The organism is Luteibacter sp. 329MFSha, from assembly GCF_900111665.1.
GTDB lineage: Bacteria > Pseudomonadota > Gammaproteobacteria > Xanthomonadales > Rhodanobacteraceae > Luteibacter.
Genome location: NZ_FOJE01000001.1, coordinates 1,321,948 through 1,342,177, shown reverse-complemented (window position 1 = coordinate 1,342,177; position 20,230 = coordinate 1,321,948). Strand labels below are relative to the sequence as shown.

The 20,230-nt window shown below is 69.2% G+C and carries 20 protein-coding genes; 16 read left to right on the top strand and 4 right to left on the bottom strand.

The window, feature by feature from the left end; all coding sequences use genetic code 11:
* Positions 1 to 92: 92 nt before the first annotated feature.
* Positions 93 to 1,571 carry a phospholipase D-like domain-containing protein gene (locus BMW54_RS05825; protein WP_090053708.1) on the bottom strand — a complete coding sequence of 493 codons (1,479 nt, stop codon included), beginning with the start codon at positions 1,569 to 1,571 and terminating at the stop codon, positions 93 to 95.
* Positions 1,572 to 1,660: 89 nt separating this feature from the next.
* On the opposite strand from BMW54_RS05825, the gene ispG reads away from it, so the two are divergent.
* Together ispG and BMW54_RS05815 are read left to right on the top strand one after the other, a co-directional pair.
* A complete protein-coding gene (gene ispG, locus BMW54_RS05820) occupies positions 1,661 to 2,920 on the top strand; it encodes a flavodoxin-dependent (E)-4-hydroxy-3-methylbut-2-enyl-diphosphate synthase (RefSeq protein WP_090053707.1) in 1,260 nt (419 codons plus the stop codon).
* A 78-nt stretch (positions 2,921 to 2,998) separates the two neighbouring features.
* Positions 2,999 to 3,829 carry an aldo/keto reductase gene (locus BMW54_RS05815; RefSeq protein ID WP_090053705.1) on the top strand — a complete coding sequence of 277 codons (831 nt, stop codon included), beginning with the start codon at positions 2,999 to 3,001 and terminating at the stop codon, positions 3,827 to 3,829.
* Here the strand turns inward: BMW54_RS05815 and BMW54_RS05810 are convergent.
* Positions 3,826 to 4,188: a peptidase C13 gene (locus BMW54_RS05810; RefSeq protein ID WP_090053704.1), complete on the bottom strand. Its 363-nt coding sequence runs from the start codon at positions 4,186 to 4,188 to the stop codon at positions 3,826 to 3,828. The genes BMW54_RS05815 and BMW54_RS05810 overlap by 4 nt on opposite strands.
* Before the next feature lie 114 nt (positions 4,189 to 4,302).
* On the opposite strand from BMW54_RS05810, the gene BMW54_RS18755 reads away from it, so the two are divergent.
* Positions 4,303 to 4,656 (top strand): hypothetical protein, encoded by a 354-nt coding sequence (locus BMW54_RS18755; RefSeq protein ID WP_090053702.1) that lies wholly within the window; start codon positions 4,303 to 4,305, stop codon positions 4,654 to 4,656.
* Positions 4,657 to 4,679: 23 nt separating this feature from the next.
* On the opposite strand, the gene BMW54_RS05800 is transcribed toward BMW54_RS18755, so the two are convergent.
* Positions 4,680 to 6,215, bottom strand: a complete 1,536-nt coding sequence (locus BMW54_RS05800) for a cation:proton antiporter (RefSeq protein ID WP_090053699.1) — start codon at positions 6,213 to 6,215, stop codon at positions 4,680 to 4,682.
* Between the two features lie 126 nt (positions 6,216 to 6,341).
* On the opposite strand from BMW54_RS05800, the gene BMW54_RS05795 reads away from it, so the two are divergent.
* Both BMW54_RS05795 and BMW54_RS05790 read left to right on the top strand, forming a co-directional pair.
* Entirely contained in the window at positions 6,342 to 6,656 is a 315-nt protein-coding gene (locus tag BMW54_RS05795; protein ID WP_090053696.1) for a hypothetical protein, read from the top strand.
* A 102-nt stretch (positions 6,657 to 6,758) separates the two neighbouring features.
* Positions 6,759 to 7,049, top strand: a complete 291-nt coding sequence (locus BMW54_RS05790) for an antitoxin Xre/MbcA/ParS toxin-binding domain-containing protein (RefSeq protein WP_090053695.1) — start codon at positions 6,759 to 6,761, stop codon at positions 7,047 to 7,049.
* Positions 7,050 to 7,054: 5 nt separating this feature from the next.
* Here BMW54_RS05790 and BMW54_RS05785 read toward each other — a convergent pair whose 3' ends face one another.
* Positions 7,055 to 7,765, bottom strand: a complete 711-nt coding sequence (locus BMW54_RS05785; RefSeq protein WP_139206049.1) for a YdcF family protein — start codon at positions 7,763 to 7,765, stop codon at positions 7,055 to 7,057.
* A 170-nt stretch (positions 7,766 to 7,935) separates the two neighbouring features.
* On the opposite strand from BMW54_RS05785, the gene BMW54_RS05780 reads away from it, so the two are divergent.
* Genes BMW54_RS05780 through BMW54_RS05730 form a run of 11 tightly spaced genes read left to right on the top strand, consistent with a single transcriptional unit; the run spans position 7,936 to position 20,217 of the window.
* Positions 7,936 to 8,559, top strand: a complete 624-nt coding sequence (locus tag BMW54_RS05780; protein WP_090055749.1) for an XrtA/PEP-CTERM system exopolysaccharide export protein — start codon at positions 7,936 to 7,938, stop codon at positions 8,557 to 8,559.
* A gap of 38 nt (positions 8,560 to 8,597) precedes the next feature.
* Positions 8,598 to 10,130: an XrtA system polysaccharide chain length determinant gene (locus tag BMW54_RS05775; protein ID WP_090053692.1), complete on the top strand. Its 1,533-nt coding sequence runs from the start codon at positions 8,598 to 8,600 to the stop codon at positions 10,128 to 10,130.
* Positions 10,131 to 10,133: 3 nt separating this feature from the next.
* The gene (locus BMW54_RS05770; protein ID WP_090053690.1) at positions 10,134 to 10,901 is read left to right on the top strand and encodes a CpsD/CapB family tyrosine-protein kinase; all 768 of its coding nucleotides are present in this window, start codon (positions 10,134 to 10,136) and stop codon (positions 10,899 to 10,901) included.
* Positions 10,902 to 10,960: 59 nt separating this feature from the next.
* Entirely contained in the window at positions 10,961 to 12,319 is a 1,359-nt protein-coding gene (locus BMW54_RS05765; RefSeq protein WP_090053689.1) for an outer membrane beta-barrel protein, read from the top strand.
* A 2-nt stretch (positions 12,320 to 12,321) separates the two neighbouring features.
* On the top strand, positions 12,322 to 13,098 hold the full coding sequence (locus tag BMW54_RS05760; RefSeq protein ID WP_175472780.1) for an alpha/beta fold hydrolase: 777 nt from the start codon (positions 12,322 to 12,324) through the stop codon (positions 13,096 to 13,098).
* Positions 13,098 to 13,934, top strand: a complete 837-nt coding sequence (locus BMW54_RS05755) for an alpha/beta fold hydrolase (protein ID WP_090053686.1) — start codon at positions 13,098 to 13,100, stop codon at positions 13,932 to 13,934. Before BMW54_RS05760 ends, BMW54_RS05755 begins: the two co-directional genes overlap by 1 nt.
* Positions 13,931 to 14,935 carry a UDP-glucose 4-epimerase GalE gene (gene galE / locus BMW54_RS05750; RefSeq protein ID WP_090053684.1) on the top strand — a complete coding sequence of 335 codons (1,005 nt, stop codon included), beginning with the start codon at positions 13,931 to 13,933 and terminating at the stop codon, positions 14,933 to 14,935. The genes BMW54_RS05755 and galE overlap by 4 nt, the downstream gene beginning before the upstream one ends.
* Positions 14,932 to 16,620 (top strand): hypothetical protein, encoded by a 1,689-nt coding sequence (locus BMW54_RS05745; protein WP_090053683.1) that lies wholly within the window; start codon positions 14,932 to 14,934, stop codon positions 16,618 to 16,620. The genes galE and BMW54_RS05745 overlap by 4 nt, the downstream gene beginning before the upstream one ends.
* The gene (locus BMW54_RS05740; RefSeq protein ID WP_175472779.1) at positions 16,617 to 18,164 is read left to right on the top strand and encodes an oligosaccharide flippase family protein; all 1,548 of its coding nucleotides are present in this window, start codon (positions 16,617 to 16,619) and stop codon (positions 18,162 to 18,164) included. The genes BMW54_RS05745 and BMW54_RS05740 overlap by 4 nt, the downstream gene beginning before the upstream one ends.
* Positions 18,161 to 19,396 (top strand): GNAT family N-acetyltransferase, encoded by a 1,236-nt coding sequence (locus BMW54_RS05735; RefSeq protein WP_090053680.1) that lies wholly within the window; start codon positions 18,161 to 18,163, stop codon positions 19,394 to 19,396. Before BMW54_RS05740 ends, BMW54_RS05735 begins: the two co-directional genes overlap by 4 nt.
* Entirely contained in the window at positions 19,393 to 20,217 is an 825-nt protein-coding gene (locus tag BMW54_RS05730; protein WP_090053678.1) for a TIGR04325 family methyltransferase, read from the top strand. The genes BMW54_RS05735 and BMW54_RS05730 overlap by 4 nt, the downstream gene beginning before the upstream one ends.
* Positions 20,218 to 20,230 lie beyond the last annotated feature (13 nt).

Here is a 20,230-nt window from a genome sequence, read left to right as displayed (position 1 = left end):
GCCGATGCGATCGGCTCCCACCAGGGCAGCTACCGAAGGGTGGGAGCCGATCGTATCGGCGATGGGGCTGGCGCGGGCTCCGTGGCGGACGGTTACGCCGGGGGGGCGGTGCGGTCCACATCCTCGGCCGATTCCCTGCGCTTCCTGCGCAGCGTCCACCAGCTCACCGCCAGGTTCACGGTGAACCATGCGCCGATGAGCGCCAGCGGCCATGCGATGACGGCGGGCCAGAGGATCGCGATCGTCGTCAGCACGAGCGCCGTCGCCGCGCCGGCGAGCAACGGCCCTGTCTCCGTGTCGCCCAGCACGCGGTGCTGGGTGATCGCGGCCCCCACCGTGTTGGCGATGCGCAGGGCCCCCGCGGCCGCCCGGCTCGAGCTGCCGCCGGCGCGATGCGGGCGGGGCGGGCGAGGCGAACGGCTGCGCATGCGCTCGTTGCCGGAGCGACGGCGGCGGCCGCGCAGCAGTATCTCCGTGGCGTTCTCCAGATCCGTCTCGTACCGCTCCTCGAGCTGACGCGCGAAGCCGGCATCCTCGATCGCGACGTCGATCTCGCGATTGCTCAGCCAGCTGGCGATGTTGAGATTGGACGAGCCGACGCGCGCCCAGCGGCCGTCCGCGACGGCGGTCTTCGCGTGCAGCATCGAGCCGTTCCACTCGAAAACGCGGATACCCGCCTTCAGCAGCGGCCGGTAGCCGGAGCGCGACATGCTGGCGACCATCGGGATATCGCTCGTGCCAGGAACGAGCAGCCGCACGTCGACGCCATCGCGCGCGGCAGCGGACAGCGCCTGGACGTAGGGCGCCACGCCGACGAAATAGGCGTCGGTGAGCCAGAGCGTCTTGCGCGCCATCGCGGCGACCATCTGATCGAGCCGGTACATGCCCGCCGTGCTCGGCTGCGTCGCGATGAGGCGCAGCGACACGTTGCCCGCGTCCGCCATGGTCGCCAGCGGCCGGATCCGCTCGTCGTCGGGCAGGGCGTCGCCGGTTTCGCGCCAGCTGTCGGCGAACGCGTGCTCGATTTCCGCGACCGCGGGACCGCGCAGCATCACGCCGGTGTCGCGCCAAGGCGGTACGTCGCGGCTGGGATCGCCCAGCCATTTTTCGCTGATGCAGACGCCCGAGAGGAATCCGGTCTCGCCGTCCACCACCAGTACCTTGCGATGATCGCGGCTCACCCAGCCGAACGAACTGCCGAGCCGCGGCGGGTTGTAGATGCGGACCTGCCCGCCGGCGTCACGCAAGGGCTGCCAGAAGGCGGAGCGCGACTGCCCGAGGCAGCCGGCCCAGTCGGCGATGACCGCCACGAAGACGCCGGCCTTCGCGCGCTCGACCAGCGCGTCGAGGAACGCCTTGCCGACCGCGTCGTCGCGGATGATGTAGTTCTCGAGGAACACATGGCGGCGCGCGCCCGCGATGGCCGCCAGCCACGCGTCGAAATGCGCGCGCGCGTCGATCAGCAACTCGACCGCGTTGCCGCCGATCAGCGGCGCGCCCGCGCTGCGGCTCAGCGCCTGCTCGGCGAACAGGCGGCTGGAGAAACCCATGGTGCGTTGACGGACGTTCATGATGCGGAGTGTATCGGCATCCCATGTGAACGCGGGGCCGGGGTGCGGGATCCGGCCAACCAGGCGCCGATGCGCTAAAATCGGCGGCTATGACCGAAGACCTCACCAGCCGCCCCCGCCCCGCGGAAGCCGGCGCCCGCCGGCCCAGCACGGGCGTCACGATCGACCGCGTCAAGGTCGGTGGTGGCGCGCCGATCGTCGTCCAGTCGATGACCAACACCGACACCGAAGATCCGGTGTCGACGGCGAAGCAGGTCGCGGAACTGGCGCGCGCCGGTTCCGAGATGGTCCGTATCACGGTGAACACGCCCGCCGCCGCCGCCGCGGTGCCGCGTATCCGCGAACGCCTGGAAATGATGGGCGTGTCCGTGCCGCTGATCGGCGATTTCCATTACAACGGCCACCAGTTGCTCGAAGGCGAGCCGGCCTGCGCCGAGGCGCTGGCGAAGTACCGCATCAATCCGGGCAACGTCGGCTTCGGCAAGAAGAAGGACGCCCAGTTCGCCTCGATCATCGAGATGGCGATCCGCTACGACAAGCCGGTGCGCATCGGCGCGAACTGGGGCTCGCTCGACCAGTCGATGGTCGCGACCCTCATGGACGAGAACTCCCGTCGCGCCGATCCGTGGGACGCCGGCCACGTGGCCCGCGAGGCTCTCATCCGCTCGGCGCTCGATTCGGCCGCGCGCGCGGAAGACCTGGGCCTGGCGAAGGACCGCATCATCCTGTCCTGCAAGGTGTCGGGCGTGCAGGAACTGATCGCGGTCTATCGCGACCTCGCTCGCCGCGGCGACTACGCGCTGCACCTCGGCCTCACCGAGGCCGGCATGGGCTCCAAGGGCATCACGGCCTCCAGCGCCGCGCTCGCCGTGCTGCTGCAGGAGGGCATCGGCGACACCATCCGCATCTCGCTCACGCCGGAACCGGGCCAGTCGCGCACCGCGGAGGTGATCGTCGCGCAGGAACTGCTGCAGACGATGGGCCTGCGCGCGTTCACCCCACTGGTCACGGCATGCCCGGGATGCGGACGCACCACCAGCGAGTTCTTCCAGGAACTGGCGAAGACGGTGCAGGGCCACGTGCGCGAGAACATGCCGCTGTGGCGCGTGAAATACGACGGCGTGGAGAACATGACGCTCGCGGTCATGGGCTGCGTGGTCAACGGCCCCGGCGAGTCGCGCCACGCGAACATCGGCATCTCGCTGCCGGGTAACGGCGAGGCGCCCTCGGCGCCGGTGTTCATCGATGGCGAGAAGGCGATGACGCTCCGCGGCGACAACATCGCCGACGAGTTCGTCGCGATCCTCGACCACTACGTCGAGACGCATTACGCGGCGCGGGGCGACTGACCGGATTCCGTCACGCCGCGCATGCCAGGTCGTCCGTCATCATGGCGGGCGAGGCACCTTCGGAAAGGAGAGCAAGGCATGGCGAACACGGTTCCGCTCATCACCCTCAACGACGGCCGCCAGGCACCCCAGCTCGGCTTCGGCGTCTTCCAGATTCCCGACGACGAGACCGCGAAGGCCGTCGAGGCGGCGCTCGGGGCCGGTTACCGGTCGATCGACACGGCGGCCATCTACGGCAACGAGAAAGGCGTGCGCCAGGGCATCGAGCGCTCCGGCGTGGCGCGCGGCGACATCTTCCTGACCACGAAGCTGTGGAACGCCGAGCAGGGCTACGACAGCACGCTGCGTGCCTTTGACGAGAGCCTGAAGAAGCTCGGCACCGACTACGTGGACATGTACCTGATCCACTGGCCCACGCCCCGGCGCGACCGCTACATGGACACCTGGAAGGCGTTCCTCAAACTGCGCGAGGAAGGCCGCATCCGCTCGGTAGGCGTGTCGAATTTCCTGCCCGCGCACCTGGAGCGGCTGATCGGCGAATCGGGCGTCGTCCCCGTCGTCAACCAGATCGAACTGCACCCGGACTTCGCGCAGCGCGAGCTGGTGGCGGCGCACCGCAAACATGGCATCGTCACCGAATCCTGGAGCCCGCTCGGCCAGGGCGGGGACCTGCTGAAGCATCCGGTGCTCGTGCGGATCGGCGAGCGCCTCGGCAAGTCGGCGGCGCAGGTGGTGCTGCGCTGGCATGTGCAATCCGGCTTCATGGTGATCCCGAAATCGGCCACGCCGTCGCGCATCGCGTCGAACATCGACGTGTTCGGGTTCGAACTGACCGCCGACGACATGCGGGCGATCGACGAACTGGATGCCGGCAACCGGATGGGCCCCCACCCGGATGAGCTGAACTAACGATCCATCGTCACGTCGATTTCGACGGGATACGGTGCCGGTGCCTTCGGAGGCGCCGGCAGGGTCCAGGTGGCGAACTGCCCGGCGAAGCAGCGTGCGACGGGCGTCGCCGGGCGCACTTCGACGCCGCTGCTGCGGCCCGTCGCGTCGACGTCGGCCACCAGTGTGAAGGCGCGCTTGTCGGCCGGCGCGTTGCTCGCGATGCAGTCCTTCAGCGCGTCCGTTGCGGGATCGCCGATGCGGTCCCAGAGGGAGCTCTGCCAGGCCTTGCCGGCGGCGCCTTCCTCCAGCGCCTTCGCTGCCTGCACGCGGCCGTCGAACGTGTCGCCGGCGAGGGCGAGAGCCAGGGCGAGAAGCATGGGGATGTCTCCGTGAGGTCGTCGCGGGAGACTAGCAGGGAGGCAGCCGCTTCACATGATCGCGCGTACGTTCGGTGCGGCAAGCGTCGCCGTCGCGGCGCATCCGGAGTCGCCATGCGCCTGCGCATCCTCGCCTCGCTCCTGACCCTCGCCGCCGCGTCGACGGCGATCGCGCAAACGACGCCCACCGCGCCGGCCGCCGCCAATCCGGCGGCCAAGCCGCGCAACCCCGCGGCCGCGCCGTCACCGACGCAACCGAACCCTGCTTCCGTCCCCGTGCAGCCCGCCTCGGACGCCGGTGCGACCGAACGTGGGATGGCGCCGGTCGTCCCCGGAAGCCCCGGCGTGACGAACCGCGTGCAGGACGCGAACGCCAACGATCGCGACGCGCAGGGCCACCTGCTCGACCCGCATGGCAAGCCGGTGGGGCAGAAGGCGACGGTGCCGGCGCCGGCAACGACGCGCTGAACGTCAGGACAGGAGCGATTCGTTCAGCCCTCCACGATCTCCAGCTCCTCCGGCGATGTCGCGGCCAACTGGGCCCAGTCGAGTTCGTTCTCGATGGCGTGGAACACGTCGTCCTCGATCTCACCCGCGCGCCGCATGGCATGAAGCTTCTCGCGTCGCGCTTCGATGCCCTCGCGCTTCAGCGCGAAGATGCGTTGTTCAGCCTGGGGAAGGCTTCCGGACGCGATGGCGTCGCGCGCATCCGCGTACGACGTGCGCAGGTGTTCCGCGGCCTCCGTTCGGTCGTCGCCGAGCGCTTCCTCCGCGGTGTCCAGCAGCGCCAGGCGTGCGCGCGCGAGTTCCTCGTCGAACGACTGGTCGGGGCCGAAGCGCATCCAGCGGACGAGCAAGGCGAGGGTGCTGCCCTGGAACACGAGGGTTCCCACGACCACGGTCAGGGCCGTGAGGACGATGAGGTCGCGTGACGGGAACTGGGCGGGCAGGGCGAGCGCGGTCGCGAGGGTGACCAGTCCGCGCATGCCGCACCAGGATGCGACCACACCCTGCTTGAGCGTGGGATTGTCGCGACGGCGTGGCCAGGCGAGGTTGAGCACCCGGTTGTAGAGCATCACCCAGGCCACGCGGACCGCGATCACCACCGCGAGGGCCGTGCCGGCGAAGACGAGTGCCTGGGCGAGTTCGGCGCCGTGCATCTTCCCCACGATCGTGCGCGCCTGCAGCCCGAGCAGGAGGAAGGCGACGACGTTTCCGAAGAAGACGATCGCCGCCCATACGGAGTACGAGTGGACGCGGTCGCGCGGCGGCTGCTTCGACGGGAGGTGGTGCGCGACGACCATCGCGTACGCGACGACGGCCAGGATCGGCGACGCATGCAGTTCCTCGGCCACGACCCAGACGCCGAACGTCGCCGTGAATTCGAACAGCGTCGCACCGAGCGTGCCGCTGAGCCGCGGCGCGAACACGACGTAGATGCGCCCCAGCAGGAAGCCGAGCACCAGTCCGCCCGGGATGGCCAGCGCCATGACCGGCAGCGTCTCCGCGAAGCCCCTGTCCGACATGCCCGCGGCGACGGCCGCCCCGAACAACAGGAGGGCCACGGCATCGTTGAGGAGGCTCTCGGCGGTAAGCACCTGCACGGTGCGCCGGGGCAAGTGCAGACGGGAAAGCATGGCCGCGGCGGCCGCCGCGTCGGGCGGCGCCACGATCGCGCCGAGCGCCAGCGCGACGGCCCACGGCATGCCTTTCCACGCCACGCCGAGCCAGGCCACCGCCAGCGCCGTGAGGATCACCGCCACGGCGGCCAGCGACACCGTCGGGAGCCAGAACCGGCGCAGGGTGCGCAGCGGCATGTCGTAGGCGGCATCGAGCAGTGCCGGGGCGATGAAGAGCACCAGCGCCAGTTGCGGGTCGATCGCGATCTCGGGCGACCACGGCATCGCCGCGACGGCCAGACCGGCCGCGGCGAGCACGGTCGGATAGGGCAGGGAAAGCTTCCGCGAGAGCGGCAGCAAGGCGATGGCCAGCAGGCAGAGGAGCAGCATGCTCTCGAACAAGGCCATCGGCGGGCACCTTTCGTGGGAGGAGACGAATCAATAGCGCACGGCGCGTGACGGTTCCATACGGGTCGCACGGTCTTGCGCCGGTGCGCTACCATCGGGGGCGGGGTATCCCATTCGGGAGTGAGGATGAAACGAGCGATCGTCCTGGCCGTGCTGGCCGCCGGGATCGCCGGGTGTCAGGGCATGGCGGCGAAGATGGCCAGGCTCGATGTCGGTACGCAGCGTGACCAGGTGATCGAACGGCTCGGTCCCCCGGATTCCGATCGCACGATGATCGGCTTCGAAGTCATGAGCTGGCTCGACCGCCGTCCCGGGCGGTTCTCGTTGTCCCACCGCGATTACACGGTCGTCCTGAAGGAAGGGAAGGTGGTCCAGTTCGGGCCGGGCCTGATCCGCCGCGACGGCAAGACCACCCTGCAGATCGAAACCGACGATCCGTGACGCGTCGCCGGGCTTCCCGGCGCAAAGCGACGGAAACGCGTACAAGCGTGAAAGGTGCCGCCGAGGCTAGGTTTTCTCCAGGCCTATTGCGGAGTCCACGCCATGTCCCCGACGCCTTCCTTCGCTGAGCTCGCCTCGGAGCTTCACCGCCTGCACGACGCCCGCGAGGCCGTCATCGATCGCGCGCTCGACACGCTCGAGGTCAGCCATCCACCGCTGGCCCAGCTGATGCTCTCGTGCGTCGGGGATCGTCGCCGCGCCGCGCACTGGCTCGTGATGCCCCAGCGGGCCTTCGCCGGCCGCAACGCGTGCGACATGCTCGCCGATGGGGACGTCGAGGGCGTCTGGGAGCAGGTGGTGCTCAAGCAGCTGGGTATCGCCGCCTCGTTCTGACCGGCTCAGATCCAGTCGCGTTGGTGGTAGACCCAAAGCGCTACGTACTCCCGCAGACAGCGCGCCGATAACGTCAGCGCGTCGCGTCGCGGCAGCCAGGCCGGCGCGCCGGCCATCGCGCCATAGGCTTCCGGTACCGGCTCCGGCCATACGTCGAGGCCTTGCCGGCGGAAGCTCGCCGCCGCGCGGCGCATGTGGATCGACGACGTCACCAGCAGGATCGAGCGAACGTCGTGCGCGGCGAGCAGGGAGGCGGAATCGCGTGCGTTCTCGTGCGTGTTGTCGCTCGCGCCGTCGATGAGCAGCCGGTTGGCGGGAATGCCGGAGATCGCATAGCCCTCGGCCAGCGGTTTCGCCTGATCGCTGCCTGACACCAGGACCCATGACGCGCGGCCCTCGCGCCACAAGGCGAGGCCTCGACCGGCGCGCGTCCTCGTGCGGGCCCAGTCGCGCACGGGCAACACGCCGCCGCCGAGCACCACGATGGCGTCAGCGCGCGGATGCGCCGTCTGGGGAGGCGTGGCGAGCCGACCGCGAAGCGCCAGCGCGAACGCGGGTGTCGCGGCGATCCACACCCATGCGACGGCGACCACCGCCGCCGCCAGCGCGGCCTTCGGTCGGCGACCGAGCACCAGGCCCAGGCAGAGCAGGCCGAGAAGCAGGGCCTGGACCGCTGGATGCAGCAGTCGTGTGGCGATATCCGTCAGGAAGGTCACAGCCGGTTCCGTGCGCCGCGCGGGCGGCGTGCTATGCGTATGCGGAAGCATGGCGTAAAGCGGACGCCCGTGCCGTCGGTCGAACGGCATAGGCGGGCTGTCGGAATGGACGGCGGCACCCATTGAAATGACGATACCGCTCGAGGAAGTCACAGGGGTGGGTGTTCGTCATGAAGCGTTGGAACGGTATCGTCATGCTCGTCGCGGTCGCGCTGCTCTCCGCCTGTGCCACCGGTGGAAACATCTCGCCGCCCCCCAGGCCGGACGCCGCCAGTCAGGCGGTCGACGCCTATCTGATCGGTGTCGACGATCAGCTGCAGGTGACCGTCTGGCACAACCCGGACCTGAGCGTCAGCGTGCCGGTGCGTCCCGACGGCAAGGTCACCGTGCCTCTTGTCGGCGACATCGCCGCGGGAGGCCGCACCACCGATCAGGTGGCGGCTGAAATCCAGCAGAAGCTGGGTCAGTACATACGGGATCCGCAGGTCGCCGTGATCCTCACCGCGCTGCGCAGTCACGAATACCTCTCGCGCGTTCGCGTGACGGGAGCGGTCCGCAGCCCGATCTCCATTCCGTACCGGCAAGGCATGACGGTGCTCGACGCGGTGCTCGCGGCGGGCGGCACGACCGAGTTCGCGGCACCGGACCGCACCGAGCTCTACCGCCGCAACGACGCCGGCGCCACGCAGTCGTACGCGGTGCGTCTCGAGAAGATCCTCCAGCAGGGCGATCTGGCGAACAACTATCCCGTGCAGCCTGGTGACGTGATCACCGTTCCGCAGCGCGCTTTCTGACCGATGCCGCCACGTGGCGGCGCGAAGGGGTTACTACGATGAGCGGGGATCTCGTTCCTTTTTCGGGCATGTTGCCCGCACTGATCGGCGAGGCGCGCCGGCGACGCGTCGCGATGGGCGTGATCTTCGCGGTCATCGCCCTGGTCGCGCTCGGCGTCGGCCTGGCGTGGCCGAAGAAATACGAGGCGTCGACGACGATCCTCGCTCAGGAGGCGAGCATCATCACGCCGCTGATGGAGGGCGCCGCCGCGGCGACGGGCAACAAGAACCGCGCGGGCATCGCCCGCGACGTGATCTTCAGCCGCAAGGTGATGGACGAGGTGATGGCGAAGGGCGGTTGGCTCGCGTCCAACCCGTCGCCGATCGAGCGCGACAAGATCATGGAGGGGATCAAGTCGCGCACGAAGATCGTCAACAATCGCGAGAACCTGATCACGATCAGCTACTTCGATTCCGACCCGCGGCGTGCGTTCGAAGTGACGCGCGCGTTCGGCCAGCTCTTCATCAGCGAGAGCCTCGCGTCGAAGCAGCGCGAGAGCCGTGAGGCCTACGAGTTCATCAACAGCCAGGTCGAAGCCTACCGGACCAAGCTGACGGATGCCGAGGACAAGCTCAAGGCGTACCGCGACGCGAACGCCGACGCGCGCCCCGGCAGCGAGACCGACACCAACGCCCGGATCAGCCAGCTGCGCACGCAGATCGAAAACAACCGCATGGACTACATGCAGAAGCAGTCGCAGGCGGCCGCGCTCTCGTCCCAGTTGAACGGCGAATCCGAGGTCAACGCCGTGCAGACCGTCGGCGGCATCTACTCCACCCAGCTGGCCGACCTGCAGGGACAGCTCGCCAAGCTGTTGCTGAACTACACCGACGACTATCCGGACGTGGTGCGCCTGCGTCACCAGATCGAGGACGTGCGCAAGCAGGCGGCGACGGCGGACGCGACACGCGCCGCGGGCGGCGCCATTCCGCTCGACCACGCCGTGACGATGAACCCCGTCTACCAGCAGATGCGCCTGCAGCTGGCCGCCGTGCGCAGCGACGCCGCCGCCAGCGCGGCGCGGGTCGGCGCCAGCGAGCGGATGCTGCAGAACGAGCTCGAGCGCAGCAAGCGCATCGCCAACTCGGAGAACGTCACCGCCGAGCTGACCCGCGATTACACGGTCAACCGCGACGTCTACCAGGATCTGCTGAAGCGCCGCGAGAACGCCCGCGTGTCGATGAATCTCGACGCCGAGCAGCGCGGCCTGACGTTCCTGGTGCAGAACCCCGCCATGATGCCGCTGGTCCCCTCGGGCCTGCGCTTCATGCATTTCGGTCTCGCTGGCCTGGCGTTGTCGCTCGCGATTCCCTTCGGCCTGCTGTTCGCCGTCGCCCGTTTCGATCCACGCGTCCGCTCGGTCGCGCAGCTCGAGAGCGCCACCGGCTTCCCGGTGCTCGCCTCCATTCCGTTCTACCCGACTCCGCGCGACCGGCGCCGCGCGCACCTGCAGAACATGATGATCGTGCTGATCGTCGTCGGGGTCGCCGCCGTGTACCTCCTGGTCTTCTGGCTGAGGATGAAGGGCTGAACCATGAACAAGCTGGCTGCTGACAACATCGAGATCGGCGACGTGGTCGCCCCCCACCACGGTGACGCGCATGGCGCTCCCGGTCATTCCATCGCTCGGATGCGGGAGGCCGGCGGTTCGCTCGCGCCGCTCGACTGCGAGCGCAAGCGCCTGATCCATCGCGAGGAGTCGGTCCGCCAGCACTCGGACGCGTTCCGCGGCATTCGCACCCGCCTGCTCGAGATGGCGGGCGACAGCAACTTCGTCACGCTGGTGGTCGCCGTGAGCCCGCGCTCCGGCAGCAGCTTCGTGGCGCGCAACCTGGCCACGGCGTTCGCGTTCGACGAATCGAAGACCAGTCTGCTCGTGGACTGCAACCTGCGCTACCCGAACCAGCATCGGGCCTTCGGCGTGGAGCCGAGTTCCGGCGGCCTGATCGACTTCCTCGAACATCCGTCGCGTGGGATCGCGTCGATCATGTATCCCACGGGGGTGCCACGCCTGCGCCTGATCCCGTCCGGCAAGTCGCGCGAGAACAGTGGCGAATACTTCTCGTCGTTCCGCATGCGCGCGGTCCTCGACTCGCTGCGCTGCCGCTACAGCGACCGCTACCTCTTCCTCGACGGCCCACCGGTCAAGGGATCGCCGGACGCGCGGATCCTCTCCGATCTCGCGGACTTCGTGGTGATCGTGGCGGGTTACGGGCGCGACACGCCGGCATCGATCAACCAGGCGGTGGCCAATTTCGATCCGGCCAAGCTGGCCGGGGTGGTGTTCAACCAGTCGCCGTGAGCTGGGCATCCCGGTGCGCGACCGGCAGGCGCGTACCTACAGGGGAATCAGGAGGGATCATGCCGGCATCATCCAGGCTCGCCCGCGCGATCGTGATCGCGCTCGCCGCGTCACCCACGGTGACGCTGGCGGGCACGCTGGACTATTCGCTTTACGCAGGCCTCGAGCACAGCAACAACATCGCCCTGTCGTCCACGCGGCCGATGTCCGAGAACGTGCTCGTGCCCGGCGGAACGTTCACCTTCACGCAGATGGGCTCGACGTTCCAGGCCAACGTCGCGGGCACGTTCGAGTACCGGAAATACCTGGAGAACCGCTTCGACTCGCAGGCCCAGACCCAGATCGCCGGGCAGGGCAACTGGACGATCGCGCCCGACCGCCTCGACTTCTCCATCGAGGACTACGCGGGCGTGCAGCCCGTGGACCAGCTCGCCAGCGACTCGCCGGACAACCAGCAGCAGACCAACGTGATCGTGCTGGGCCCCACGCTGCGCATGCGCTTCGGGGACGCGGCGCGCGGGCAGTTCGAACTGCGCTACATCAACAGTTACGCGTCGCGCGTGGACGAGTTCGACTCGTCGCGCGGACTGGCGGCCTTCCGTGTCTTCCGTGACCTGAGCCCCACGGACCAGCTCTCGGCCAACGTCGAGTTCCAGCGGGTCGATTTCGACAACCAGCCCAACGACGCCAACTACGATCGCAAGGAAGCGTTCGTGCGCTATACCAGCACGCTGGCTCGCTTCAACGCGGACGTCATGGTGGGCGGATCGCGGCTCGAGTTCGACGGCGGACGCACGACGTCGGCGCCGCTGGCGCGTGTGAGCATCGGCTGGCAGCCGACGCCACGCAACTCGCTGACCCTGGCGGGTACGTACCAGTACGCGGATGCCGCGCAGGACATCATCACGACGCCCGGCGTCTTCGGCACGCAGACCGTGTCCGACCGCGTGGAGGCGATCGACCCATTCGTGAACACGTCGGGGTTCGGTGGCGGCAACGCGGGCATCAGCACCGGCAGCGCGGTGATCGGCTCCGAGGTCTACAAGGAAAAGCGTGGCGAGGCGATCTGGAACTGGCGCGCGGAGCGCTGGACCGTGACGGTGTCGCCGTCCTTCAGCAAGCTGCGCTACATCGACGACCAGACGTTCAACCAGACCGATCGCGCGATCAGCGTCGGTATCGGTTATCGGCTGCGGCCGACCCTCACGTTGAGCGCGTTCGGCACCGCCGACCGCCTCACCTACGACAGCCTCGACCGCAAGGACACCACCGTGCGCCTGGGGCTGGACCTCACGCAGCAGGTCAACCGTCACTGGAGCTGGCACGTGTCGGTCGCCCGCGACCGGCGCAGCAGCAACGCGGTGGGACAGGACTATCGCGAGACCGCGTTCTTCGTCGGCGTGGTGTACAGGAGATGAGCATGCGACCCGATTCCGAGACGCCTTTCTTTTTCGGTGCCGACGAGGGGCTGTTCGGCATGTTCCACGCGCCGGCACTTCCGGCGCGACGCGCGATGCTGATGTGCCCGCCGCTCGGGCAGGACCTCATTCGCTGCCACCGGGTGTACCGGCAACTCGCGCAGGCGCTGGCGGCGCAGGGCGTCGCCGTCCTGCGCTTCGACTACCACGGGACCGGCGACTCCGCCGGGGCCAGTGTCGAGGTCGACTGGGATCGATGCGTCGCGGACACCGTGCTGGCGGCCGCGGAGCTCCGCACCCGTGCCGGCGTCGACCGGGTCGTCGCCTTCGGCGCGCGGCTTGGTGGCAGCATCGCGCTGGCGGCCGCCGGCCAGGCGCGTTTCGCCGAGGTGATCGCCTGGGATCCGGTGCTCGATGGCGGTGATTACGTCGCCGCGCTGGACGCCATGCAGGGGGCCCTGCGCCAGGACGGCGAGCGCTTCAACGCCCCGCGCAGCCACGCCGATGTCGCGGCCCAATGGCTGGGCTTCGATGTCGGCGACGACCTGCGACGGCAGCTCGCCGCGTTGCGCGTCGATGCCACCGAGGCGCCGACGCTCGTTCTCGACTCCATGCCGGCGTCCTCGGGCGCTCGGTGGGAACGCATCGTGACGGCGCGCGGCCGCGTCGCGACGATCGCTCCGCCGACGCCGTGGAACGACCTCCGGCGTCTCGAGGCCGCGATCCTCTCGCCGCCGCTGATCCAGGCCGTGACCGGCCGCCTGAAGGAGATCGCCTGATGAGCGAGGAAGCCCATCGTTTCGGCCGCGGTCGTCACCTGGTCGGCATCGCCGGCGTACCGTCGGGCACGCGCGGGGAGACCGGCGTGATCGTGCTCAACGCGGGCCTGGTGCACCGCATCGGGCCGTTTCGTCTGCACGTGGAACTGACCCGTCAGCTCAACGAGGCCGGGTATCCGACGCTGCGATTCGATCTCTCGACGCTCGGCGACAGCACGGCCACGGGAGGCGGCCAGACGCGCGCGCAGCAGGTCTGCGCGGATCTGGACGACGCCATGAACCTGCTCACGGAACGCGCGGGCTGCGAGCGCTTCGTGTTGGTCGGGCTCTGCGCGGGCGCGCAGAACGCGCACATCGTCGCCGCACGGGATCCGCGCGTCTCGGGCGCCGTCTTCCTCGACGGCTACGCCTACCGCACGCTGGGTTACAAGCTGCGCCATTACCTGCCGCGCATCGTCGATCCGGCGCGTTGGGCGCGCGTGCTCCGGCGCCGGGCGGGAGGCGGCAACGGCGAGGCCAGGACGGCGCCCGAACCGATCTTCGCCGTGGCACCCGCCCCGCGCGAGGAAGTGATCGCCGACTTCACCGGCATGGTGTCGCGCGGCATGAAGCTCTATCTCGTCTACTCCGGCGGCATCAGCACGCACTTCAATCACGCGCGCCAGTTCCGGGAATGCTTCGGCAAGGTGATGACGCATCCCTCGGTGACCACGCGCTACGTGCACGAGACCGACCATACCTACATCCTCACCGGGGACCGCGCGCGCCTGCTCGATGGCATCGGTGGGTGGCTCACGCGCAACTTTCCTCTGGCGACGGCCGGGAGGCACGCATGAATTCGGTTCTCGTCACCGGCGGTGCCGGCTACATCGGCAGCCACACGGTCCAGCAGCTGGTCGAACGCGGCGACCGCGTCGTGGTGATCGACAACCTCTCCACGGGATTCCGCGAAGCGGTGCGCGGCGCGTCGTTCGTCGAGGGCAACGTGGGCGATGCCGAGCTGGTGTCGCGCGTGCTGGAAGCCCACCGTGTCGACGCCGTGCTGCATTTCGCGGCGCACACGGTCGTTCCGGAGTCGGTGAGCGATCCGCTGAAATACTACGGCAACAACACGGGCAACACGCGCAACCTGCTGGCCTGCTGCGCGCAGGCGAAGGTGGACAAGTTCATCTTCTCATCCACGGCGGCCGTCTACGGCACGACGGACGCCGGTGTCGCCGACGAGAACACGCCGACGCGACCCATCAATCCGTACGGCATGTCGAAGCTGATGTCCGAGACGATGCTGCGCGACTGGTGCGCGACCGGTGCGATGCGCCACGTCATCCTGCGCTATTTCAACGTCGCCGGCTGCGATCCGCATGGCCGCATCGGCCATTCGACGCCGGAGGCGACGCTGCTGGTGAAGGTGGCCTGCGAGCACGCGGTCGGCAAGCGCCCCAGCATCTGCATCTACGGTACCGATTACGACACGCCGGATGGCACGGGCGTGCGCGATTTCATCCATGTGGAGGATCTCGCCGCGGCGCACCTGCGCGCGCTGGATCACCTGCGCGACGGCGGCGACTGCCTCACCCTCAACGCGGGCTACGGTCATGGGTACAGCGTGCGGCAGGTCATCGACGCCGTCGCTCGGGCGGCGGGGCGGCCCCTCAACGTGCGCGAGCTGCCGCGCCGTCCGGGGGACATTCCCCAGCTGATCGCGTGCAGCGACCGGCTGCGCGAGGTGCTCGGCTGGACACCGGGCTACGATGATCTCGACACCATCGTGGGCACCGCGCTCGCGTGGGAGCGGCATCTGGCGGGGCACACCTTCCCCACCGCGTCGGTGGCATGAGCGCTCGTTCGCACGCGTTCCATCGGCGACGTCGGCTTGCTCCGTGCGTCGACGGACCGCCGCCGTCGGCCCTGTCGCGCCATGTCCTGACGATGCTGGCGTGGTTGCTCGCGCTGGCCTTCTGGGTCATGCCGGGCCACGCGCGCGCGGATGCCGCCCCCGACCGTGAGATCGAGGTTCATCGCGTGGCGGGGAAGGGCGACGTGCTGCCGGTGACGCTGGGCATTCCGTTTCCGCCGGGGACGCTGCACGAGCCCGGTGAACTGCGCGTCCGCGACGCGAAGGGGAACGACGTCCCCGCGGCGGTGACGACCACCCTGACCTGGCATGTGCGCGATGGCGGCATCCGTGCGATCCGCGTGCAGTTCCGGGGATCGCCGGGCACGTACCGTTTCGCGGTCGAGGCGCCACGCGCGAGCGACGCGCGCGGCTGGCCTTACGCGGACGGGCTGGTGGATGGCCGGCCCGCGGCGCTGGCGACGCTGACGCCGCGCTGGCTGACGGCGTCGTTGATCGCCGGACCGCAGTCGGTGGCCGCGAAGGACGAACCGTATGCGCGCTATGTCGACGCCCAGTTCCGCTGGGCGCGACGGCTGCCGAAGGACGACACCACCGCGTGGCTGTTCGACCGGCCGACGACGTTGTTCAAGGCATACGTCCGCACGGGCCGCGTGGATTACCTCGAGGCGGCCGAGGAGAGCTACCGCTGGTACATGGCCGGCATCAAGCGGGACGGCGTGCCGGTCAGTCCGTCCTGCGCCGGTGGCTGGCTACCCGACGGCAAACCCTGCGACGTCAAATACGTCTACATCGAGCCGGTGTTGCTCGCCATGGGCCTCACGGGCGACGATTCCATGCACGACGCCGCGACCGTCGCGAAGATGGCCGATCTGTGGAATAGCGGCGGATGGAACGGGCCGCCCGGTCCCTACACGTCGCCGCGCGACTATTTCACCGAACGCCTGGCGGGGCTCGGCCTCGTCGAAACCGTCGCGGCGTACGAACTGACCGGCGACGCACGCTATCGGGAGCGAATCGCCGCGCGCGTGGGCTGGCTCTACGACCACCAGCGTGCCAACCCCGACGGCCTCGGTGACGACGGGTCGTGGCGCAACAGCTGGAACATCCATGAGAACGATCCGACCGGCGCGAACGACGTGCGCGGCGCCTCGCCGTGGATGAGCGAGAACATCGTCGACGGGCTGTGGCACGCATGGCTGGCGACCGGCGATCCGCGCATTCCCGGAATGCTGGTCGACTTCGGGCGTTACCTCGAGGCGTATGGCTGGATCGATCCGAAGCTGCTCGTGTCGCCGCACGACTGGCGCAACGGGTGCTCGGGGCCCGACGGTCAGATCGCCTGGTACTGGTCGTCGTCGAAGGCGACGACGGAGCAGCTCTCGAAAATCCAGGAAAGCGAAGGCTGGTACAGCGACGGTCACACGGTCGAGCTGGGGCTCGCCGTCGCCGCGGCGCGCTACTTCGAGACCGATCCGAAGCGTGCCGCCGCGCTGACGAAGCGCTTCGACGCGCTCTCGTCGTCGTACGCCACCGAGTGCGCGGCCATCTCCGACACGTTGCGCCGCTTCAACTGGAACAACCGGGGTGCCGGCGTCGCGCAATGGATGATGGCGCAGCCGGCCGGGGCCGGAGCCCGCGCGAATCGGCCGGAGGCGGCGCCATGAACCGCCGCGTCGCCGTCCTGCGCAGCATCGGGATCGTCACCGTGTCGACGTACATCGAGTACGCACTCGGCCTGTTGATGAGCGTGTGGATCGCGCGCTCGCTGGGTCCTTCCGACTTCGGCCGCTACGCCTTCACGGTCTGGCTGTGCGGCTGGCTCATCGTCTGCTCGAACCACGCGCTGACCACGTCGTCCACGAAATTCATCGCCGAGGCCGACGGCATGGGCGATCCGGCGCTCGCCTCGCATCTCGCGGCGCGCTTCTCGCGCATCCAGACATGGAGCTCGCTCGTCGTCATCGTGTTGTTCGTGGCGTTCGGCTGGATCTTCGAGCCGGCGGAGTGGGATCGCTCGCTGTTGCCGGTGATGGGCCTGGTGGTCGTCGCCGTCGTCGCCAAGGCGAACTACGCGATGCTGGTGGCGATCGGAAAAGGGCAGGAACGGTTCGAGCCCGAGGCCGTGGCGACCGTGATCGGCGGCATCCTCGGCATGCTCCTCGTGCTCGCGGCGATGGTCCTGCATGCGGACCTGGTCTCGTTCGTGGCGCTGTTCGCCGTGGCGTGCCTCGTCCTGAACCTGATCAACCGCGTCGCGTTCCGCCGGTTGTGCCGGCCGTACGCGCCGGGGCCGATTCCGGCGTCCGTGGCGAGCCGGGTCAACCGCCACCTGCGCCTGACCGCCGCGCTCGTGCTGATGGGCTCGTTCCGCGTGGGCACGATCGAGGTCTTCCTGCTCAGCACCTTCACGGGATCGGTCGCGGTGGGCTACTTCGCGATCGCGGGCACGCTGACGCGCGGCGCGGTGCAGTTGTTCTCGGTGGGCCTCACCTCGACGCTGCTGCCTTACATGGCCAAGACCTACGGCGAGAGCGGCACCGCGCGCGCCGCGCGTTTCCTCTCGGAGGCGACGCGTTTCTACTGGGCCGTCGGCATCGCGATCGCGGGCCTGGGACTCGTCACCACGCCGGAGATCGTGCGGCTGATGTACGGCACGCGCTACGTCGACGCCATCCCCGCGATCGAGGCGACGCTCGTGCTTGGCGGCCTGTTGCTGATCGGTAACGGCATCGCCGCGTTCCAGACCGTCGTCGACCGCCAGGACGACCGCATCCGCATCGCCGTGGTCGCGCTCGCCGCGAACGCCGTCCTCGGCATCGCCCTCATTCCGCCGTTCGGTCTGGCCGGCGCGGTGCTCACCTATGCCGGCGCGCGGGTCGTGGAAATGGCGCTGGCCGTCCACTACCTGCGCAAGGCCACGCGGGGCGGCCTGCCGGTCGCGGCGATGTCCCGGTTGTTCGCCGTGGGCCTCGTCGCCACGCTCGCCGCCTGGGCGGCGACGGCGGCGACGCCGTCGCGTCTCGGGTTCCTCGTGGGCGCCGCCGTCTTCGCCGCCCTCTACGTGCCGGGCAGCATGCTCGTCCGTTACTGGACCGACGAGGACGTGCGCCTGATGACCGGTATCGGCCGGCGCCTCGGTCCGCCCGGCCGTGCGATCGTCCGTCTCCTCGAACTCGTGCATCCGCCGGTGGCGAAGGCCAACCCATGAACTACGTCTGTTCGACCCTGCACACCCTGGACGCGCTCCGCGCCGCGCGCGACGAACTCGCGCGCGTCGCCGAGATGGGCGGCGCCGCGAGCGGCATCGTCCAGCATCCCGACTGGCTCGCCTTCGAGGTGACGAGCCGGCACGACGGGACGACGCCGCACATCGTCGTCGTTCGCGACGGGACGGGAAGGGTGGTCGGCTACGCGCCGCTGCTCGCCATCGACCACACCGCCCGGCTCGACGTCGCGGGCCGCCGGGTGCGCCTCTACCGCGGCGCCGCGCTTCGCCTGCTGGGCGGAGGCGTGGTCGCGGCCGATGCCGACCGCGCCACGGTGGAGCTCGTGGCGGCAAGGCAGCTCGCGGGCGACCCCGCCGTGCGCGTCGTGCGCATCCAGGAGGCCGACCTGCCGAACCGTTTCGCCCGCGTGCTCTCGGCGAGCGGCGGCGGTTTCCGCACCGTCTCCGCGCATCTGCTCGACCAGGTGCACTGGTCGATCGGTCCGCAGGCCTCCGCGGAGGCCTGGCTCGCCGGCATGGACAAGAAGAAGCGCGGCGATCTCACCCAGCGCGTCGGCCGTGCCTATCGCAAGCTCGGCGGCGACGCGGCACTGCATGTGTTCGAGCGTGGCGAGGACATGCCGCGCTATTGCGCCCTGATGAACGCGTTGTACGCGCGGACCTGGCACCACGCCGACCTCCCCATCGACTGGGAGGATCCGGAGCGGGTCGCGCTGTTCCGCCGCCTCGCAGACGCGGGACAGTTGATCGGCCATGTCGTGCTGCGTGAGGGACGGCCGCTCGCGTACGTGCATGGTTACCGGCTCGGCGATACCTACCTCGTCGACGACCTCGGCTACGACGACGAGGTGGCGAAGGTCGGGATCGGCTCGGTGGCCGTTTTCCAGGCGGTGCGCGGTTTGCTCGACCGCTTTCCGGGAGGCCGCGTGAGCTTCGGGTACGGCGACAACCAGTACAAACGGCTGCTCTCGACGGAGGCGACGCCGTGCGGCTCGCTGTACGTGGTCCGGCCCATGCGCGCGACCGCGGGATTCCGTGTCTATGCCCCCGTGCGCTGGCTGTATCGCGGCCTGCATCGCGTGCGTGACGACGTGCGCGCGCGGCGGCAGGGCGAGGGTAACCGTCGGCCGGATGGACTAATCCACCGGGTTATGGGAAAGGCCCGTCCCGCGGCGCAAGCTCGGGCTGTCCTCACCGATCCGGAACGCGAATGAACGTGCTAGTCGACTCCCGGCCCCATCAGGACGCCACGGCGCGGATGCCGCTGATCCGCGGCATCCTCGAGGCCCGCTACAAGCGGCGGTTCTTCGCGCATCGCGAGCTGGCGTACCACCTTTATCGCGGCGTTTACGACTCGTTCGACGACGCGCAGGCGAGCATCCCGCCAGGGAACGCGAGCGGCTACGACAACAACGAGTCCGCCGATCTGTATCGCGAGCGCACGCGTCGCGTCTTCATCAACGACTACCCGATGATCCACTGGCTCGGCCGCTTCTTCGCCGAGGGCGCCCGCGACGTGTTCGACGTGGGCGGGCATATCGGCATCGCCTACTACGCGTACCAGAAGTACCTCAGTTATCCGGCGTCCCTGCGCTGGACGGTGATGGACGTGCCGGCGGTGAACGCGGCCGGCGCCGCCTGGGCGAAGGAGCACGACGCGCCGGGCCGGCTCGGCTTCGCCGACGACATCGCCAGCGCGTCGGGTGCCGACGTGCTGTTCGCCGCGGGTTCGTTGCAGTACCTGAGCTACTCGCTGGCCGACGCCCTGTCCCCCATGCCGCGCCGGCCGCGCTTCCTGCTGCTCAACTCCGTGCCGGTGCACATGCGCCAGTCGTACTACACGGTGCAGAACATCGGGACGGCGTGTTGCCCCTATCACGTGACGGCGGAACGCGAGTTCCTCGGCGGCCTCGCGTCGCTGGGCTACGAGCTTCAGGACCGCTGGGAGAACCCGCAACGCTACTGCATCGTCCCGTTCCACCCGGAACTGTCGCTCGACCGCTACTTCGGCTTCGCCTTCCGCCTGGCCACCTGACCAGCGTCGCTGT

Bases quoted from the DNA above. Each gene is read 5' to 3' on its own strand.
- BMW54_RS05825 (WP_090053708.1), bottom strand. From the start codon at position 1,571: ATGAACGTCCGTCAACGCACCATGGGTTTCTCCAGCCGCCTGTTCGCC.
- ispG (WP_090053707.1), top strand. From the start codon at position 1,661: ATGACCGAAGACCTCACCAGCCGCCCCCGCCCCGCGGAAGCCGGCGCC.
- BMW54_RS05815 (WP_090053705.1), top strand. From the start codon at position 2,999: ATGGCGAACACGGTTCCGCTCATCACCCTCAACGACGGCCGCCAGGCA.
- BMW54_RS05810 (WP_090053704.1), bottom strand. From the start codon at position 4,188: ATGCTTCTCGCCCTGGCTCTCGCCCTCGCCGGCGACACGTTCGACGGC.
- BMW54_RS18755 (WP_090053702.1), top strand. From the start codon at position 4,303: ATGCGCCTGCGCATCCTCGCCTCGCTCCTGACCCTCGCCGCCGCGTCG.
- BMW54_RS05800 (WP_090053699.1), bottom strand. From the start codon at position 6,215: ATGGCCTTGTTCGAGAGCATGCTGCTCCTCTGCCTGCTGGCCATCGCC.
- BMW54_RS05795 (WP_090053696.1), top strand. From the start codon at position 6,342: ATGAAACGAGCGATCGTCCTGGCCGTGCTGGCCGCCGGGATCGCCGGG.
- BMW54_RS05790 (WP_090053695.1), top strand. From the start codon at position 6,759: ATGTCCCCGACGCCTTCCTTCGCTGAGCTCGCCTCGGAGCTTCACCGC.
- BMW54_RS05780 (WP_090055749.1), top strand. From the start codon at position 7,936: ATGAAGCGTTGGAACGGTATCGTCATGCTCGTCGCGGTCGCGCTGCTC.
- BMW54_RS05775 (WP_090053692.1), top strand. From the start codon at position 8,598: ATGAGCGGGGATCTCGTTCCTTTTTCGGGCATGTTGCCCGCACTGATC.
- BMW54_RS05770 (WP_090053690.1), top strand. From the start codon at position 10,134: ATGAACAAGCTGGCTGCTGACAACATCGAGATCGGCGACGTGGTCGCC.
- BMW54_RS05765 (WP_090053689.1), top strand. From the start codon at position 10,961: ATGCCGGCATCATCCAGGCTCGCCCGCGCGATCGTGATCGCGCTCGCC.
- BMW54_RS05760 (WP_175472780.1), top strand. From the start codon at position 12,322: ATGCGACCCGATTCCGAGACGCCTTTCTTTTTCGGTGCCGACGAGGGG.
- BMW54_RS05755 (WP_090053686.1), top strand. From the start codon at position 13,098: ATGAGCGAGGAAGCCCATCGTTTCGGCCGCGGTCGTCACCTGGTCGGC.
- galE (WP_090053684.1), top strand. From the start codon at position 13,931: ATGAATTCGGTTCTCGTCACCGGCGGTGCCGGCTACATCGGCAGCCAC.
- BMW54_RS05745 (WP_090053683.1), top strand. From the start codon at position 14,932: ATGAGCGCTCGTTCGCACGCGTTCCATCGGCGACGTCGGCTTGCTCCG.
- BMW54_RS05740 (WP_175472779.1), top strand. From the start codon at position 16,617: ATGAACCGCCGCGTCGCCGTCCTGCGCAGCATCGGGATCGTCACCGTG.
- BMW54_RS05735 (WP_090053680.1), top strand. From the start codon at position 18,161: ATGAACTACGTCTGTTCGACCCTGCACACCCTGGACGCGCTCCGCGCC.
- BMW54_RS05730 (WP_090053678.1), top strand. From the start codon at position 19,393: ATGAACGTGCTAGTCGACTCCCGGCCCCATCAGGACGCCACGGCGCGG.